Source organism: Actinomadura rubteroloni (assembly GCF_002911665.1).
In the GTDB taxonomy this organism is placed as follows: domain Bacteria; phylum Actinomycetota; class Actinomycetes; order Streptosporangiales; family Streptosporangiaceae; genus Spirillospora; species Spirillospora rubteroloni.
The window spans coordinates 530981-548960 of the sequence record NZ_MTBP01000003.1; the positions used below are offsets into that span (position 1 = coordinate 530981).

The 17980-nt window shown below is 74.7% G+C and carries 13 protein-coding genes and 1 pseudogene; 7 read left to right on the forward strand and 7 right to left on the reverse strand.

Annotated elements, in window-relative coordinates; genetic code table 11:
* The first annotated feature begins 10 nt into the window (after positions 1–10).
* Entirely contained in the window at positions 11–904 is an 894-nt protein-coding gene (locus BTM25_RS23645; RefSeq protein ID WP_103565165.1) for an ABC transporter ATP-binding protein, read from the forward strand.
* The gene (locus BTM25_RS23650; protein WP_103565166.1) at positions 901–2544 is read left to right on the forward strand and encodes a hypothetical protein; all 1644 of its coding nucleotides are present in this window, start codon (positions 901–903) and stop codon (positions 2542–2544) included. The genes BTM25_RS23645 and BTM25_RS23650 overlap by 4 nt, the downstream gene beginning before the upstream one ends.
* A 147-nt stretch (positions 2545–2691) precedes the next feature.
* Here BTM25_RS23650 and BTM25_RS23655 read toward each other — a convergent pair whose 3' ends face one another.
* Both BTM25_RS23655 and BTM25_RS23660 read right to left on the reverse strand, forming a co-directional pair.
* Complete coding sequence (locus BTM25_RS23655) at positions 2692–3567, reverse strand: universal stress protein (protein WP_103565167.1); 876 nt, start codon at positions 3565–3567, stop codon at positions 2692–2694.
* A 186-nt stretch (positions 3568–3753) separates the two neighbouring features.
* Positions 3754–5079 carry a S8 family peptidase gene (locus BTM25_RS23660; RefSeq protein ID WP_103565168.1) on the reverse strand — a complete coding sequence of 442 codons (1326 nt, stop codon included), beginning with the start codon at positions 5077–5079 and terminating at the stop codon, positions 3754–3756.
* Between the two features lie 371 nt (positions 5080–5450).
* Here BTM25_RS23660 and BTM25_RS23665 point away from each other — a divergent pair, with 371 nt between their 5' ends.
* From BTM25_RS23665 to BTM25_RS30995, 3 genes and pseudogenes are all read left to right on the forward strand, one after another.
* Positions 5451–6143 carry a PD-(D/E)XK nuclease domain-containing protein gene (locus BTM25_RS23665; protein ID WP_103565169.1) on the forward strand — a complete coding sequence of 231 codons (693 nt, stop codon included), beginning with the start codon at positions 5451–5453 and terminating at the stop codon, positions 6141–6143.
* A gap of 1191 nt (positions 6144–7334) precedes the next feature.
* Positions 7335–7643: pseudogene (locus BTM25_RS30990) on the forward strand (Ig domain-containing protein); the annotation flags it as partial.
* A gap of 39 nt (positions 7644–7682) precedes the next feature.
* Positions 7683–7925, forward strand: a complete 243-nt coding sequence (locus tag BTM25_RS30995; RefSeq protein WP_407923403.1) for a putative Ig domain-containing protein — start codon at positions 7683–7685, stop codon at positions 7923–7925.
* A gap of 35 nt (positions 7926–7960) precedes the next feature.
* Here BTM25_RS30995 and BTM25_RS23675 read toward each other — a convergent pair whose 3' ends face one another.
* The 4 genes from BTM25_RS23675 to BTM25_RS23690 form a co-directional block, all read right to left on the reverse strand.
* A complete protein-coding gene (locus BTM25_RS23675; RefSeq protein ID WP_103565170.1) occupies positions 7961–10579 on the reverse strand; it encodes a helix-turn-helix transcriptional regulator in 2619 nt (872 codons plus the stop codon).
* Positions 10576–11532, reverse strand: coding sequence for a UDP-glucose 4-epimerase GalE (gene galE / locus BTM25_RS23680; protein ID WP_103565171.1), 957 nt, complete (start codon positions 11530–11532; stop codon positions 10576–10578). The genes BTM25_RS23675 and galE overlap by 4 nt, the downstream gene beginning before the upstream one ends.
* Positions 11533–11708: 176 nt before the next feature.
* Entirely contained in the window at positions 11709–12407 is a 699-nt protein-coding gene (locus tag BTM25_RS23685) for a hypothetical protein (protein ID WP_103565172.1), read from the reverse strand.
* A gap of 43 nt (positions 12408–12450) precedes the next feature.
* Positions 12451–13731, reverse strand: a complete 1281-nt coding sequence (locus BTM25_RS23690) for a helix-turn-helix domain-containing protein (RefSeq protein ID WP_103565173.1) — start codon at positions 13729–13731, stop codon at positions 12451–12453.
* A 612-nt stretch (positions 13732–14343) separates the two neighbouring features.
* Here BTM25_RS23690 and BTM25_RS23695 point away from each other — a divergent pair.
* On the forward strand, positions 14344–15858 hold the full coding sequence (locus tag BTM25_RS23695) for a sigma-70 family RNA polymerase sigma factor (RefSeq protein WP_168212220.1): 1515 nt from the start codon (positions 14344–14346) through the stop codon (positions 15856–15858).
* A gap of 46 nt (positions 15859–15904) precedes the next feature.
* On the opposite strand, the gene BTM25_RS23700 is transcribed toward BTM25_RS23695, so the two are convergent.
* Positions 15905–17068: a metallopeptidase domain-containing protein gene (locus BTM25_RS23700; RefSeq protein ID WP_103565175.1), complete on the reverse strand. Its 1164-nt coding sequence runs from the start codon at positions 17066–17068 to the stop codon at positions 15905–15907.
* Positions 17069–17729: 661 nt separating this feature from the next.
* On the opposite strand from BTM25_RS23700, the gene BTM25_RS29315 reads away from it, so the two are divergent.
* Entirely contained in the window at positions 17730–17975 is a 246-nt protein-coding gene (locus tag BTM25_RS29315) for a hypothetical protein (RefSeq protein WP_146059124.1), read from the forward strand.
* The last annotated feature ends 5 nt before the right edge of the window (positions 17976–17980 follow it).

The window sequence follows — 17980 nt, forward strand, 5'->3', positions numbered from 1 at the left end:
AGGTGCACCGATGGACGGTCCGGCGATCCGCACCGAGAAGCTCACGAAACGGTTCGGCCCGGTGGTGGCCGTGGACGGCCTCGACCTGGAGGTGCGGCGCGGCGAGATCTTCGGCTTCCTCGGCCCGAACGGGGCCGGAAAATCCACCACGATCAGGATGCTGCTCGGGCTGGCGCGGCCGAGCGGCGGCCGGGCGTGGCTCATGGACGTGCCGGTGGACGACGTGGAACGCGCGCACCGGCACGTCGGGCACGTCGCGGGCGAGGTCGCGCTGTGGCCGCAGCTCACGGGCGCCGAGACGCTCGCCTACCTCGGCGACCTGTCCGGACGGGTCGACGCCGCCTTCCGCGACGAGCTGGTGGAACGCCTCCGGTTCGACCCGGGCCTGCGCGTCCGCGCCTACTCCAAGGGCAACCGGCAGAAGCTCGCGCTGATCGCCGCGCTGATGACCCGCCCGGACGTCCTGCTGCTGGACGAGCCGACCTCCGGCCTCGACCCGCTGATGGAGGCCGAGTTCCAGGCGCTGGCACGGGAGGCGGCGGCGCGGGGCCAGGCGGTGCTGCTGTCGTCCCACATCCTCGGCGAGGTCCAGGACGTGTGCCACCGCGTCGGGATCCTGCGCGCGGGCCGTCTGGTGGAGGTCGCCGAACTGGCGACCCTGCGCGCGCTCGGCGGGACGGTCCTCGAAGCTCTGCTCGCCGGCCCCGTGCCCGGCACCGCCGACCTGGCCGGCGTCCCCGGCGTCACGGCCGTGGAGCCGATCGACGGGGGACTGCGCGTGTCGGTCTCCGGGCCGCCGGGACCGGTGCTCGCGCGCCTGAGCACGTATCCGCTGGTGCGGCTGCGCAGCCGGGAGCCGTCCCTGGAGGAGATCTTCCTGAGCTACTACGAGGACGCCCGGTGAGCGGCGTCGTCACGGCCGTCGGCCCGAACGCGGTGCCGGTCACGGCCGCCGGGGCCGGGACACGGGTCGCGCGGCTGACCGTCCGGCTGGTGCGCCGGGGCGCGCTGCTCCTGGCACTGGCCACCGCGCTGTACGCGGCGATCGACGCCCTCACGTTCGTGCGGACCTATCCGGACGCCGCGTCCCGGGGCAGGCTGGCGGCGTTCGAGGACGACCCGACCGTCCGGATGCTCCAGGGCGTCCCGCACGCGATCGGCACCACGGGCGGCTTCGTCGTCTGGGACATCGGCTGGCTGCTCGCCCTCGTGACCGGCGTCTGGGTGCTGCTCACCGTCACCCGGCTGCTGCGCGGCGACGAGGAGGCCGGACGCGCCGACCTGGTGCTCGCCGCGCCGGTCCGGGCGACGCGCGTCCTCGCGGCGCAGGTGCTCGTGGTCGTCGGCGCGGTCGCGGTGGTCGGCGCGGGGCTGGCGGTGACGCTGGCCGCGGCGGGCGCCGGGACGGGCGGGTCCGTCCTGTTCGGGCTCGGCATCACCGCGTTCGGGGCGACGTGCGCCGGGATCGCCGCGGTCTGCGCGCAGGTCTGGCCGACGCGAGGCCGGGCGACGGCGGGAGCGGCGGCGGTCTTCGGTGCCGCCTACCTGCTCCGCATCGTCGCCAACGGCGCCGACGGACGCGCCCGGCTGCGCTGGTTCACGCCGTTCGGCTGGCTGGACGCCCTGCACCCCTACGGCGGCGACCCGGACTGGGCGGCGCTGGCGGCGCCGGTGGCCGCGTCCGTCCTGCTGACGCTGGCGGCCGTCCGGCTGCGCACGGCGCGCGACGCAGGCGGCGCCCTCATCGCGGCGGCGGACCGGCGCCGTCCCCGCACCCGGTTCCTCGGCGGGCCGCTCGCCTTCGCCTGGCGCACGACGGCGGCCATGACGACGGGCTGGTCGGCCGGGATCTGCGCCTACGCCGTGCTGATCGGGGCGATGACGACGACGTTCACCCGGTTCGTCGCCAAGGACGCCGGGACGCGGCAGATGCTCGCCGACATCGGCTGGGACGCCGCCGACGCGGCGGCGGGCTTCGTCGGCCTGATGGGCGTCGTGCTCGGGCTGCTGATCGCGCTGTACGCGTGCTGGCGGATCGGCGCCGCGCGGACGGAGGAGGCGTCCGGACGGCTGGAGCACGTGCTCGTCCGCGCGGTGACGCGGCGGCGCTGGCTCGCGGGCCACGCGGCGCTGACGCTGGCCGGCGCCGCGCTGACGGCGTGCGCGTCCGGCGTCGCGGTCTGGGCGGGCGCGACGGCGACGGGCGCGCACGTCGGCCTCGGCGGGGCGCTCGCCGCGACGTGCAACCCGCTGCCCGTGGTCGTCCTCGCCGCCGGCCTCGCGGTGCTCGTCTTCGGGGCGCGTCCGCGCGCCACGGTGGCGGCGCCGGTGACGCTGACGGTCACCGCCTACGTCGCGGAGATGGTCGGCCCGGCGCTGCACTGGCCGGAGCGGGCGATGGACCTGTCGCCGTTCCACCACCTCGCCGCCGTCCCGGCCGAGCCGTACGCGCCGGTCGCCGGGATCGTCCTGACCGTCCTCGGCCTGCTCGCCCTCGCCGCGGGCGCGGTCCTGTTCGAGCGCCGCGATCTCACGGCCGACTGACCCGCGTTCCTCGGGACCCCGGGCCGGACACGGCACCGGGGTCCCGTCCGATGTCCGGGGAACACGTGCGGTTCGGCACGACCATCCGCGACCCTCGCCGGAGAAACGGCGGTGCCCCCGGCGAACCGCCGGGGGCACCGCCGTCGTTCAGGAGTCGGCCGCGTGGGCGACGGCGACGGGGCAGGGCGCGTGGTCCAGCAGGGCGCGGCTGACCGAGCCGAACAGCAGGCCGCGGAACCCGCCGCGTCCGCGCGTCCCGACGACCACGAGCGCGGCGTGCTCGGCGGCCGACAGCAGGACGTCGCGCGGGGAGCCGTCCACCACGTCGGCGCGCACGGCCACGTCCGGGTACTTCTCCCGCCACGGCGCCGCCAGGCGGAACAGCCGCTCCTCGGCCACGTCGCGCAGGCCGTCCGCGTCCACCAGCGGCGCCGGGTCCGGGCGGACCGAACGCGGCCAGGCCAGCACCAGTTCCAACGGGACGCCGCGCAGCGCCGCCTCGGCGAACGCGACGCCGACCGCCTCCAGCGACGCGGGCGAACCGTCCACGCCGGCCACCACCGGACCCGGCGTCCCGGACCCGCCGACCTCCAGCGGGCCGCGCACGACCACGACCGGGCACGGCGCGTGCGCCGCGACCTCGGCGGCGGCCGAGCCCGTCACCAGGTCCCCGACCGCGCTGTGGCTCCGGGACCCGACGACGACCAGGTCGGCGTGCTCGGCGGCCTTCAGCAGGGTCTCCGCCGGGGTGCCGCGGCCGAGGACGCCGCGCACGTCCGCCACGTCCTCGCGGGCGTGCCGGACGCCCTCGGCCAGCAGCCCCCGCGCCGCCGTCTCGACGTCGGTCACGGGGAACACGATCGCGGTGCTCCACGGACCCACATAGACGTCCCAGGAGTGGACGACCGTCAGCGGCGCTTTCCGCCTCCGCGCCTCGTCCGTCGCCCAGCGCAGCGCCGTCTCGCCCTGCGCCGACCCGTCCCATCCCACGACGACGCCCCGCGCCGTCTCCCGCTCGTCCATCGTCACTCCTCATCCGGTCGCGCGGCCGTCGCGCCGCCCTCGCCCAGTCCAGCGCCCGCGACCGTCCACCGGCAGGGCCGTTGGCCCCCGGACGAGAGGACGTGCGACCGTCCCCGTCTGGAGACCACCGCACCGGAGGACGCACGACGGCGGGGCCGGCGCCGGGCGAGGGGGAGTGCGGCGCGGTTACCAGCCGCCGTTGTTCAGGCCGTTCAGCCACTTCCAGAACTGCGTCCACCAGTCGTCGGCCGGCTGGGAGGGGGAGGGGTTCGGCCGGGTCGGGGTCGGGGACGATCCGGGCGGCGTGGGCGTGACGCTGTCGCCGGAGCCGGTGAACAGCAGCCGGTTGGCCGAGCCGCTGCCGGGGTTGGTGACGGCGCCGGCGGTCGCGGCGGAGGTCAGCGCGGAGCCGACCTGGGCGGGGGTGTAGGTCGGGTGGGCGGCCAGGACCAGGGCGGCGGCGCCCGTGACGTGCGGGGTGGCCATCGAGGTGCCCGACAGGGTGTTGGTGGCAGTTCGTCCGCCGATCCACGTCGACGTGATCTGGTAGCCGGGCGCGAACAGGTCCAGGCACGAGCCGTAGTTGGAGAACGAGGCGCGGGCGTCGGTGGAGGTGGTCGCGCCGACGGTGAGCGCGCCGCGGGCGCGGGTCGGCGAGGTGTTGCACGCGTTGGCGTTGTCGTTGCCGGCGGCGACGGCGAAGGTCACTCCGGCGGAGACGGCGCGTTCGATCGCGGCGTCGACCGCCGCGCTGGCGCCGCCGCCGAGGCTCATGTTGGCGACCGCCGGCTTGGCGGCGTGGGCGGCCACCCAGTCGATGGCCTTGATGATGCCCGAGTTCGGCCCGCTGCCGTTGCAGTCCAGAACGCGGACACCGACCAGCTTGACGCCCTTGGCGATCCCGTAGGTCGCGCCGCCGACCGTCCCGGAGACGTGAGTGCCGTGGCCGTTGCAGTCGTTGGCGTCGCCGTCGTTGTCGATGAAGTCGTATCCGGAGCTGGCGCGGCCGCCGAAGTCCGTGTGCGACGTCGAGATCCCGGTGTCGAGGATGTAGGCCGTCACGTTGGACGCCTTGGTGCCGTAGGCGTAGCTGTGGTTGAGCGGCAGCGTCTTCTGGTCGGCGCGGTCCAGGCCCCAGGACGGCGGGTTCGACTGGACGTCGGTGGCCGTCGAGAGCGCGTCCTGCTCGACCGAGGCGACGGCGGGGTCGGCCGCGAGCTGCCGCGCCTTCTTCTCGCTGAGGTGCGCCTGGAAGCCGCTGACGGCGCGGGAGTAGACGAACCCCACGCGTCCCGAGTACTCGCGGGTCAGGTGCTGCGCCCTGCCGCTGACGCCTTGCTGCCGCAGGGCCGGGGTGTTCTTGAGGGTGACGATGTAGCTGCCCTTGACGGGCCGCGCGGCCTGGGCGTTCAGGATCGGCCCCTCCGCGACCGCGGGCGACACGGTCAGGAGAGGCAGGACCAGGGCGCCGGCCGCGGTGATCGCGCAGCGGGCGAGGCGTGGTGAATGCATCTGGGGTTTCGCCTTTCGTTCTGCGGGGCTCGACGTGCCGCGAGGGGAAGAGGCACGTGGGAGAGACCGGGAACTCGCCCGCCGATTACGGCTCACCGAAAAGAAGTTCTCCGGACGACCCGCGCCGCGCCCGTGCGACCGGTGTTCCGAGGGGCCGCGCGCCGGCGAAAGGGACGCGGCTGTAATCGGCCGGGGTCGTGGCCGTCGTACTCGGAGGGAGACCCGTGGGACGGCACGCAGGCGCGGACCCGGTCGGGGAAAGAAAAGGATCGCCGTGCCCGTCTCCCCGATCGAGGGCGCGTCCGGCCCGCGCGGGACCTCCCGCCGGGCGGCGCCGCCGCGACCCATCCCGTGGAGCAAAGGACCCCGCCATGCTGATGAACAATGCGTCCGTCCTGCACGGCCGCATCGCCGCGTTGATCGAACAGAGCTATGACCTCGAACGGGCGGCGCCGCGGACGCAGGCCCGCGAAATCCACGGACTCGCCGACGCCTATCACGCGTGGTACGCCGAAGTGATGCACACGTTCGAGGAGGCGTTCCAGGACCGGATCTTCCGGCAGCGGCAGATCCTGTCCCAGGTCGAGCCGATGGTCGGCGGCCCGTCCGGGACGGGGATCGCGCTGCTCGAACGGCTGTGCCGCAACTTCCCGAGGTTCCTCGCCCCGCTGCAGGGACGGATGCCGGGCAGGCGGCCGTTCGCCGTCCGGGACGCCGTCGATTTCCACGACGCCGTCCACGCGCTGCTCAACGCGTTCTTCGACGACGTCGAAGTGCGGGAGGTGGTTCCCGACCGGCTCGGCGCCAGGCCGCGCGGCGATTTCCTGCTCCGCGCCGAACGCGTCGCGGTCCAGCCCCGGACGGTCCGGGCGGGCGCCGACACCGAATTCCTGGCGGAGGAGGTCGCCTACGACTTCCCCTATTACGCGGCGCACCCGAGTTGCGACGCGCTGGTCGTGCTCGTTCACGACCCCGATCGCGCCCTCGAGAACGCGCGCGGGCTGGAAAGGCGGCTGACGTGCCGGCATGACGGGCTGTTCGTCCACCTCTACGTCACCCCTTAGCGGAGGGGCAAGGGTTTTCCCGGTTTCGGGGAATCGCGGGCGTTCCTAGGTTGAGCGCGGCAAACGGGCGTTCACACCGTAGGAGACTGGATGATTTCCCTCTTTCGGACCGCGGCCTTCCGGCGCTCATGGGGCGCCGGAACGGCGCTGGTCCTGGCCTTTCCCACCGCCGTCGCGGCGTCCCCGCCGCCCGGCGGGCCGACGATCGCGCCGGGCATGGCGGCGGCGATGCGCCGCGACCTCGGCCTGAGCGACGCGCGGTTGCGCGACCGGCTCGCCGCCGAGGCGGACGCGCGGGGCGTCGCCGCCCGCCTCGCCGCCGGGCCCGACCAGCCCGGCCGGTGGTTCGACGCCGCGTCGGGACGGCTCGCCGCCGCCGTCACCACCGACGCGGCGGCGGCGCGGGCGCGCGCGGCGGGCGCCGTGCCGGTGCGGGTCCGGTACGACCAGGCCGCCCTGGCGCGTGCCGTCCGCGCGGTGACGCCGGCTCCCGGCCTGGTCAGTTGGGGGATCGATCCGCAGCGCAACCGCGTGCGGGTCGCCGTGGACCCCCGCGCCGAGGATCCGGAGACCGCGGCCCTGACCCGGCGGCTGCGCGGCCTCGGTGACGTGGTGTCGATCGTCACGGCCGCGCGGCAGCACCAACAGGGCAACGTGCGCGGCGGCGACAAGTGGGTGCCGGGCAGCGAGGGGGCGTGCTCGGTCGGATTCTCGGCCGTGGGCGCGAACGGCTCCCGACACTTCCTGACGGCCGGGCACTGCACCAACGACGCCAACCAGGCCGCGTACGGCTATGACGGCTCCCGCGTCGGCACGTCCAACACCGGCGGCACGCACAGCGTCAACGCGCGGGAGGGGGACTTCGGCCTGGTCGACGTCGACCAGGCCGGGTGGACGCTCTCACCGGACGTCAACACCTACGGCGGCAGCGACGTGGTCGTCACCGGGTACGCCCAGCCCGTCACCGGGATGTCGATCTGCCGGTCCGGGCAGACGTCCGGGTGGCGGTGCGGGACGGTCACGGCGGTGAACCAGTCGGTGGACTACGGGAACGTCGTCATCGACGGCCTGTTCATCACGAACGCCTGCTCCCAGGGCGGCGACTCGGGCGGCTCATACGTCACCGGGGACAAGGCGGTGGGGATCCACTCCGGCGGCGGGAACGCGTGCGGGCAGTCGAATCCCAACACCGACGCCCAGCCGGTCGGCGAGGCCCTGGCCAAGTGGAACCTCACGCTGAGCACCGGAGCGACGCAGCCCGGCAAGGTCACCGTGGCGTCCCCCGGCGACCAGACCGGGACCGTCGGGCAGGCCGCCGCGCTGACGCTGCACGCGTCCGGCGGCACCGCGCCCTACACCTGGTCGGCGACCGGCCTGCCCGCGGGCCTGCGGATCGACGCCGCCACCGGCGCCGTGTCCGGGACGCCGACCGCGGCCGGGACGAGCGCCGTCACGGTCACGGCCCGCGACAAGAACGGCACGACCGGCGGCGCATCGTTCGGCTGGACGGTCCGCACGACCGGAGGCACGACCCCGACCATCGTCGATCCCGGCGCGCAGACCGCTTACGTCGGTACCCCGGTGACGCTGACGATCAAGGCGTCCAACGCCGTCCGCTACCAGGCGACCGGCCTGCCGCCCGGCCTGCGGATCGACGCGGCGACCGGCGTCGTCTCCGGCACGCCGGGACAGTGGGGGATCTTCACCTCCACCGTCACCGTGACCGGATCGGGCGGGGCGACGGCCAGTGCCCGGTTCGCCTGGAACGTCTGGTTCCGCTAGGTCCGACCTGACCGCCGGGGCGCCCGTCCCGGCGGTCAGGCACGCGGCGCGAGCGCTCCCGCGAGTTCGGTGCGCGACCGCACGTCCAGCTTCCGGTAGACCCGGCTCAACGCCGCCTCCACGGTCTTGACCGACAGGAACAGCCGCTGCGCCGCCTCCCGGTTGGTGGCCCCCGCCGCGACCAGGACGGCGACCCGCCGCTCGGTCCCGGTCAGCGCCGTCCCGGCGGACGCCGCCGGACGGTCCAGCAGCGCCGCCGCCAGCAGGCTCCACGGCCGCGCCCCCGCCGCGTCGAAGAGTTCGGCGGCGTGCTCGAAGCGGGTGCGGGCGGCGGCGCGGCGGCGGCGGGCGCGTTCGACACGGCCCGCCGCGAGCAGCGTCCGGCCCGCCTCCACAGGCATGCCGAGCGCCGCGAACCCGGCGGCGCCGGCGTGGAACCGGGCCGCCGCCTCGTCGTAGCGGCGCCGGGCCGCCGCGCACAGTGCCGCCGCCCGGTCCACGCCGGGATGGGGTTCCAGCGCGGCCAGCGCGTCCTCGGCCTCGGCGGTCGCGCCGACCGCCGCCAGCGCCTCGGCCAGCTCCGGCCGCCAGCGCAGGACGCGTGGGTCGGCGACCTGCTGGCGGGCCTCCAGCGCGGCGACCTCCCGCAGCGCCGTCACCGCGTCGGCCGCGCGGCCGGCGGCCAGGTGCGCCGAGCCGAGCGCCAGCAGCCCGCGCGACAGGAAGACGAGGTCGTGCTCCCGGCGCGACGACCGGACCGCGCGCCGGGCCAGGTCGGCGGCGCGGTCCAGGTCCCCGCCGGCGGTCTGGGCGACGGCGGCGGTGTACCAGGCGGGTCCCGGCGACAGGCCCGCCGCCGCGCACACGGCGACGGCGCGGTCGCTCCAGTCGAGCGCGCGGGCGCAGGCGCCGTGCCGGACGTCGACCTCCGCGAGGCTGCGCAGCACCTCTTCCAGGTCCTCGGCGTCGCCGCGCCGCTCGGCCACGGGCAGCAGCGCCAGCAGGCGTTCGCGGGCCTCGTCCAGGCGGTCGTCGAACACCGCGTGCCGCGCGGCGAGGTACTGCGGGCTGCGCTGGACGCCGACCGTCTCCACCGGGACGTCCAGCGCGAGCGCGGCGGCGAGGGTATTCGCGGCGGCGGGGTCGCCGGTGATGCGCTCCATCCGGGCCAGCATCGTCAGGGCCGTCGCCTCGCCCGCGCGGTCGCCGCCGCGCCGGGCCAGTTCGACCGACCGGGCGGCGGCCGCGCGGGCGCGCGCCGGGTCGCCGCCGAGATTGTGCCGGACGGCCGTCCGGAGCTGCACCGCCGCCGCCAGCGCCGGGTCGTCCCCGGCGGCGGCCGTCGCGGCGGCGAGCACGTCGTCCAGCGCGTGCAGCGCCTGCCCGCCCGCGTCGACGGCGGCCAGCAGCGCCGCGACCCGTTCCGCGCGTCCGGCCGACGCCGCCTCCACCGCCGCGCACACCCGGCGGGCCAGCTCGGCCGACCCGCCCGCGCCGGCGTCGGCCGCCGCCGCGCGCAGCCGGGCGCGGCGCACGCCGTCCTCGGCCGGCGGGGTCCGCCGGGCCGCCAGCAGCGCCAGCTCCCCGGCCGGCTCACGGCGGCCGTGGGACCGGGCGACGGCGGCGGCGCGGTCGGCCTCGGCCGCGAGCGCGGCGTCGAACCCGTCCCGGGCCAGCAGGCGGTGCCGGACGGCCTGCACCGGGTCCTCGACGGCCGCGGCCAGCGCGGCGTGGACGGGTCGCGGATCGCCCGCGTCCCGGACGAGCGCCGCCGCGAACAGGCCGGCGGTGAAACGGACCGTCCCGTCGTCCTCGGCCTCGACCACGCCCGCGCACGCGGCGGCCTCCAGATGAACGGCCGCGTCCCGGTACCCGGCCCGGTGCAGCACCGCCGCCGTCGGCCGCCGCACCAGGGCCGCCGCCGTCAGCGTCGCGCGGACGTCCGCCGAGAGCCGGGCCAGGCCGTCCGCGGCGGCGTCCAGCGCGTGGGACGGCATCCGCGCCGGTCCGGGCGCGTCCGCCGGCAGGCTCTCGGCCAGCGCCACCGCCAGCCGCGGATTGCCGCCGCAGGCGCGGTGCGCGGACGGCGCCCAGCGGGCCGGGAGCCCGTGGGCCTCCAGCAGCGCGGCGACGTCGTCGACCGGCAACGGCGGCAGCAGCAGCCGGGTCGTCCGGGGGCCGCACAGCCGGAGGGCGTTCCCCGGACGCGGTTCGGTCGCCGTCACGCGCGCCGGGACGGCGCGGAGGGCACCCGCGAGGATCCCGACGTCGGCGGCGTCGAGCCACTGCGCGTCGTCCACCAGGATCCGCGCCGACGGTGCCGCGCCCAGCGCCGCCGCCACCGCGAGCCGCACGGCGACCGGGTCCCAGCCCCCGGCCGGCGGGACGGCCCGGCGCACGAGCGCGTCGGTGACCTCGCGCAGCGGGCCCGTCAGCGCGGGCGCGAGCCCCGCCGCCTCCAGGCCGGCCAGGAGTTCGGCGACCGCGCCGTACGGCCCGCGCGGCCCGTCCGGGTGCCCCGAGATCCGCACGACGGGGCCGGGGACGCGTTCGGCCAGCGCGTCCAGCAGCCAGGACCGTCCGGAACCCCACGGGCCGAAGACCACGGACCGTGCGGCCGACGCGGCGCGGGCGACCGGGCTCGCACGCGTCATCCCCGGTCCCGGTGGAAGCGCCAGGCGTCCTCGACCATCTCGGGGAGGCCGCGCCGGGCCGTCCAGCCGAGGTCGGCGCCGATCTCCGCCGCGGACGCGACCAGCACGGCCGGGTCGCCGGGGCGTCGCGGCGCGATCCGGGCCGGGATGGGACGCCCGGTGACCTCGCGGCACACCTCCAGCACGTCCCGCACCGAGTAGCCGGTCTCGCCGCCGACGTTGTAGACCGCGTGCCGTCCGGGCTCGCACGCCTGGAGAGCGAGCACGTGGGCCACGCCGAGGTCGGCGACGTGGACGTAGTCGCGGACGCAGGTCCCGTCGGGCGTCGGATGATCGGCGCCGAAGACGGCGGCGTGGTCGCGGCGGCCGAGCGCGACCGCGAGCAGATTGGGGATCAGATGGGTCTCCACCGTGTGCCGCTCGCCGTGGCGGCCGTACGCCCCGGCGACGTTGACGTACCGCAGGCTGACGCTGCCCAGCCCGTACAGCCGGGCGGAGTCCTCCAGCGTCCGGTCCACCGCGAGCTTGGCGGCGCCGAACGGGCCGGTCGGGACCGTCGGGTCGGTCTCGTGGACGGGCGCCGACGCGGGCTCGCCGTAGACGGCCGCGGTCGAGGACACCACGATCCGGTCCACGCCGGTGCAGCGCATGGCGTCGAGCAGGGCGAGGGTCTCGCAGAAGTTGGCGTCCCAGCAGATCTCGCGCCAGTGCGCCGTCCCGTCGGCCACCGAGCGCGCCGCGAGGTGGAGGACGGCGTCGAACCCGCCCTCCGACAGCACCGAGAACGCCGCGGAGCGCAGCGTGCCCCGGACGAGCCGCGCCCCGGCCGGGCAGGCGTCGGCGTGGCCGGTCGACAGGTCGTCCAGGACGACGACCCGGTGCCCGATCTCCAGAAGCTGGGCGGCGACGACGCTGCCGACATAACCGGCGCCCCCGGTGACCAACAGCTTCATCGTCGCCCTTTCGCTGCTCGCTCGCGGTGCCCGGACGGCGCCGGGAGACCCCCGGCACCGCGCACTCGGGGTTCGCGCGGTGCCGGGAATCCTCTACCAGGACTGAGACCGGGCCCGCCGATTACAGCCGCGCGCGAACTTTTCGCGGCGCGGCGCCGTACCCGCCCATCGCGCGATCACGACGTGACGTAGAGCTTGCGGTCGTAGGTGCCGGAGTCGGGGGTGGTTTCGCCGCGTGCGATGGCGGTGGCGGTGAGTGTGCCGTTGTTGGGGCAGAGGCCGTCGCTTCCGGTGAGTTTGACGAGGGTGACGTTCACCGCTTTGCCTTGGGCGTCGTCGTTGGGGAGGGGGCGGTTGGGGTTGTCGCGGTTGTAGAGGTCGAAGGTGAGTGTGTTGGTTGCGTTGGTGCGGATGGCGTAGTGGCAGGTGCGGTGGGCGAAGAGGAAGTCGCCTTCGAGGGTGAAGGTGAGGTCGCCGTCGATGGTGAGGGTGCCGTCGCGTCCGCCGGTGATGGGGTTGTAGGTGACGTGGCCGGTGTTGTCGGGAAGGTCACCGAGGTCGGTGGGGGGTGAGGACAGGCCGTTGGAGGTGGTGCAGGCACCGATCGACGCGGCTGTGAGCGCGCCTTCCCCGGTAGAGGCGAGGGTGCCTTTCAGGTTCGCGGTGTCGCAGGTTCCGGTGATCTTCTGGCCGAAGAACGTGATCCCGAAGGTGACGGGGCCGACGGTGGACACCTGCCAGTTCCCCGAATAGGGGGTACCGGTGGCGGTGTCCTGACGGACGGTGGTCGACGCAGCCGACGCGGCGGTCGCCGCCATCCCGAGAACGGCACCCGCCGCCACGACGGACAGCGGAAGAAGCGAACGGATTTTCACGTGTTCTCCTGATGGGTGGGATTCCGAAGAAAGGACGATGCGGTCATGAGATTCCGGCGGAGAGCGTCGCCGAAAGGCCTCTGCCGAGCTGGTGCCGTGCTCTGAGCGCGTTGCGGACGGGCGGCGTCCGGGAGTTCCCGGTTCGCGGCCGGACGAGTCGTCCGCCGCCGCCGATGGGTTCGCCGTGCCGGGAGCGCAGGATCATTTCCAGTTCGAGGCAGCGGTGCGGGTCGTGGAGATCGGAGCCGAACAGCTCTTCCAGGCGGCGCAGCCGGAGCCGGACGGTCTGCGGATGGACGTTCATCCGGATCCCCGCCTCGGTGGCGTTGAAATTGCACTCCAGCAGCGCCAGCAGCGTCTCGGCGAGCCGGTCGGCCTGCGCCGGGGGGAGATCGGCGAGCGGGGCGAGCCGGGTGTCGGCCGCGTGGTCGAGAAGCTCCTCGCCGGCGGCGATCACCAGCAGCGGGACGTGGTCCATGCAGCGCACCAGGTCGTCCGCGCCGATCGTGCCGCGCCGGGCGAGGGCCAGCCCGCGCCGCGCCCAGGTCAGCGACGCGGGCAGGCGGGGGACGGGCAGCGCCGGCCCCTGGACGACGATCCACTCCTTGAGCAGCGTCCCCATCTGCCGGGTGCGGGCGCCGCCGTCGGGGTCGGGGACGATCAGGCGCGGCTCGGGGAGCACCGGGTCGACCAGCACGTCGGGCGGAAGCAGGAGCGGACGCGGTTCGGCGACGCGCGGGTGCAGCAGGACGGCCGCCGCGGCGGCGGGGACGCTCCAGTTCGCCGCGCGCGCCGCGTCCGGGACGGCCTGCGGGTCGACGCCGTCGAGGAGCTGCCCGACCAGCCGGGCGCGACGGCGGTGCAGCAGTTCCTGGTCGCCCGCCCGCCCGGCGGCGTGCCCGGCGGCGGCCTCGGCGAGGACGGCGTCGAGGTAGGCGAACTGGGCGTCGGCGATGGAGCCGAGCGCGGCGCCGTCGAGGTCGAGCGACGCCGCCGCCGGGACGAGCGCCCGCCAGACGGCGCGCGCGCCCGAGTGCAGCGCGGTGTGCAGCTCGCCGAGGTCCAGGCCGCGCAGCGCCGCACCGCGTCCGATCTCGCGGTAGGTCGCGGCGACGTGCGGCCAGGCGCGGCCGGGGTCGCGGGCGAGCGTCTCGAACAGCCGCAGGCTCTCGGCGGCCCAGGAGCGCGCTTCGGCGCTCGCGGCGCCGGCCTGCGGATCGGCCGCCAGCTCCTCGGCGGTCAGGACGACGTACGGGCGGATCCGGTCGAGCAGGTCACGGCGGATCGCCTCGAACGGACGCGTGTCGAATCGGGGTCGCCGCATGGCGGCGGCTCCGCGCGCGTCCGTCCCCGGGGACTTCGATCGGTCGCTCATCGCTCGCGCGGACCGCCGTGCGCCGCGACGCGCCTTCGGAAGTGCCGCTCGGCGTCGTCCACGGCCGTGACCGCCCGGGTCCGGGACGGGTGGCGGGTGCCCGCGGCGGCGCGGAGCATTGCGGCGAAGCACGGTCTGGTGCGCGGGGACATGCGAGGTCCTTTCGGCGTGAGCGTGTGAACCGTCGCGAGGAAGACTCCGGCCCGGCGGCCGGATTACAGGCCCGCGCGAAGTTTCTTCCGGCGCGCACCTGGGGCCGTGTCGCGCGTGGGCGGCGTTGTCATCCGCGCACGAGCGGACGCGCTGAGAGCGCGCGGAGAATGCATTGCCCGGCACCTGCGGCCGGAGCATCCTCAGTGCTCCGCGATCGTCCGGCGCGTCGGCGGAAGGCGGCTCGGCCGTGCGGCAAGACGGACCACATCCGTTTCTGTCGTATATGTCGGAACACAACTATGAAAACGTTTCACTTTTGGCTCCGCTATGGACGTTTTCATTGCTTTCGTAACTGTTGTGCGTGATGGTGGGCGCGGCGATGTTCGTCTCCGGGGAGGGAGCCTGAACATGATCGAGACGGTCGGTGCGGATCTGCCGGATCTGGCGGAACGGGTGCGTGCGGGCGACGAGCAGGCGGTCGCGGAGGTGTTCCTGCGGCACCACTCGGCGATGCTGGCCTACGCGTACGCGTTGTGCCGGGATCGGCACACGGCCGAGGACCTGGCCAGTGAGGCGTTCACTCGCGTGTTGCAGGCCGTCCGGCGCGGCGGGGGCCCTGACGGCGCGTGGCGGCCGTATCTGTACGCGGCGGTGCGGAATCTGGCGGCGGACTGGGCGCGGGCCCAGCGCCGGGCGGTGCCGTCCGACGACATCGCCGACCTGGCCGAGACCGCCGGCCCTTCGGCGGGCGCGGGGACCGGGCCGGACGAGCACGCGGCCCGTGCGGAGGACCGGTCGCTGATCAGCGCGGCGTTCCGTGCGCTGCCGGCGCGCGAGCAGACCGTGCTGTGGCACACGATCGTGGAGGAGGAGTCGCGCGCCCAGGTCGCCGCGACGCTGGGGACGACGCAGAACCATCTCAACGTCCTGGTGTTCCGCGCACGGGAGAGCCTTCGGGAGGCTTATCTCGCGCTGCACGCCGCGAGTACGTGCGCGGGGTATGCCAAGCTGCTCGCGCGCGCCGTCCGCAGGCAGCGCGATTCCCGCAAGCTGCGCGCTCACCTGGACGACTGTCCCCGCTGCCGTGCCGCCCACGCCGAGCTGACCGAGCTGGACCGGTATCTGCGCGCGGCGCTGCTGCCCGCGGTGCTGCTGCCGACGCTCGTCGCCAAGTCCGGGGCGGCGGCGGTCACGGGCGCGGTGACGGGTGCGGTGGGGAAGGCCGGGCTGCTGCACAAGCTGGTGTCGCTTCCGGCCGCCGGGGCGGTGGGGGCGGCGGGTGTCGCGCTGGTCGCCGTCCCCGTCGTGATCGCGTTGAACGCGCCGGAGAACCCGGCGCCGCGGGGCGACCCGCCGGCCGCCGCGTCCGCGCGGCCCGGACCGTCCGAGCCCCGTCGGCCCCGCCTGCCGGGCGCGACCGGCGACGTCGTGGCCGAGCCGATCCAGGGCCAGACCGCCGTGACGACGGCCGCGCCGTCCGCGCCCCCCGTCCGCACGGCGCCCACGCCCAAGGCGAAGCCGAAGCCCGCCCCGGGCGCCACGGGCGCGCAGTGGCGCGCGATCCAGGACGGACGGCCGATGATCGCCGCCGCCAACCAGGGACGCGCCGGCAACGGCGTCCCGGCCTTGCGCACCGACGACCGCCTCAACCGCGCCGCGGCCGACCAAGCGCTGGAAATGGCGCGCACCCGGGCCGTCCAGACGCAGACCCAGCAGATGACCGAGCGCTACGGCTACCAGAACTGGACCGGGGCCTACAGCTCGGGCGGTATCGACCCCGTCACCGCCGCGACCCGCTGGTTCGGCGCCGAGGCCCCGGCCGGCAGCGTGGCGCGCTCGTTCGCCACCCGCGCCATCGGCGCCGCCTGCGCCCGCAACGCGCAGGGCATGACCTGGTGCGCCCTCATCGTCGGACAGAGCTGAACGACTCACCGCCCGGTGGGGCTCGGGCCCCACCGGGCCGGGACGGCTACGCGGCGCCGCCGAGCGTGCCGAGCAGCCAGGACCAGAACTGCGTCCACCAGTCGTCGCCGGACGGGGCCGTCGGCGTCGGTGTGGGTGCGGGCGCGTCCTTGGTGGTGATCCGCACGGTCGCGCTCGTGGCGGTGGCCGACACGGTCTCGATCGTCACGCCGCTCTGGGCGTCGGTGACGCGGGCGCCGACGTTCAGGTCCGTGTCGTCCTTGCCGGTGGTTCCCGCCGACGGGTCCACGAGCTGCGAGGCGTTGCCGCCGTCCTTCTTGGCGATCAGGTGGAGCTGGACGCCTTCTCCGACGCCGGTGTCGATGGTGTTGCCGTTCTTGCGGTAGGCCACGGTGACCTGGGCGCCCCCGGAACCGCGCGGGATCTCCAGGACCCGGGCGCCCTTGACCGACCGCGGTGCGTGCAGGGGCACGAGCGTGTAGGTGCCGGTACGGGGAGCGGTGACCCGCTGGTCGGCGGTCAGCCAGCCGTTGTACAGCAGTTCCGGGGCGGACAGCCCGCTCTGGCCTCCGCCGCTGCCCATCGGCGACGACCCGTGAAAGCCCGTGTCCTTGCAATTGCTGAGCGTGCCTTCGGTGCAGGTCACGGTGGGCAGATGGTGCAGGCCCAGGTTGTGGCCGAGTTCATGAACGACGGCCGACAAGCCGGTGGCGGACCCCTGGGGGATCCACGTGACCGATCCCGGCTGCTGGCCCAGTCCGCCCCAGTTGCACTTGGCCTTGCCGTTGGGGAACACGATCGCCAGCGAGTCGAACCCGGTGACGCCGCGCGCCGTCAGGACTTTGCGCGTCTCGGTGTTCATCGCCCCCGAGTCGCACTTCGCGGCCATGTTGATGGTCAACGGCCCCAGGATCTTCGGCTGCCCGGACAGCGGCGCGAACGTCAGCGCTCCGTCGCTGGCCTCCCGGTAATAGCCGGCGGCCGAGCCCGTGGCGCCGAAGTAATTGTTCTCGACCTTGGACCGGTACTCCGACGACGAGTCGATCTTGTCATCGGTGAAGTTGACCAGCACCACCGCCAGGTGCTTGGTGACGGTTTTCGGCGCGGTATCCGCCGACGCGTAGGAACCCGCCCCCGCCGTCATCGCGCCGACACCCAGCGCGGCTCCCGCCGCGGCGAACGCGCGGAATTTGAACTGTCGCTTCCCCATGGGATTCACTTTCTGTTGTGCGGATCCGACGGTGTGCGGCGGATGAAGCCGCAGAGCCCGGCCACTGCGCGCCCCGCCGTGGCGCGAGCACGCCGCGAGCCGATACATCACCGGTTAGGACCTCGCCCGGCACCGCCGATTACAGAAAACCGCGAGAAAAGTCCCACCGACGCCGAAAGGTCGCGCGACCGCCCGTGGGCGCGACGGGCGTTTGCGGACGGACTGGTCGAGTAGTGGCCGACCGGTAGGCCTCACCGGGGCGGTGGGGCAGTCGCCGCCGGGGCGATGGCCGCATCGCCCCGTCACGGCGTTGATGTCCGCCCACTTTCCGTGCCTTCGCCGCTGAAGTCCACCCGTTCGCGCGGCCGGAATATCACTTCGAATATTGAGCCGGAAGCGTCATTCCGCTTCGGTGGCGATTATTCAACGTGTTCAACGCAAGTAAGGCTGGTCTTACCTTTGGGATAGCTACGCCGCATTGGGCTCTGCTGTTTGAATAACTTGCGACAGGGAACTCGCATGTCTGTCGGCGCGAACTCGTTATTCCGAGTGTCCGGCGTCGGCAGAAGTTCTGTCCGGAGCATTCCTCGGCCGCACCCTTCCCGCCGCGCCGTCGGCGCTGGTCCTCGGTGCGGTCGAACAACAGAGAGGTCTTGGGCCAGTGGCAAGGCGAACGATTTTCGACGAGGCGCTGCGCGGTGTCGGTCGTACGAGCAAGGGCACGAACAAGGCGCTACGAAGCGGGATGCGCGTCGGAAAGCGCAAGAGCGGCAAGAAGCGAATCAAGCGCAACGAGCGGCAGATCGAGAGGCTGAGCGAGCAGATCGAGAACCTCACCCGGCAGGTCTCACTCCTCACCCAGTTCCAGTCGAACGACGGGGTTCGCCAGGGCCAGCGGGCGGAGTAAAAGCA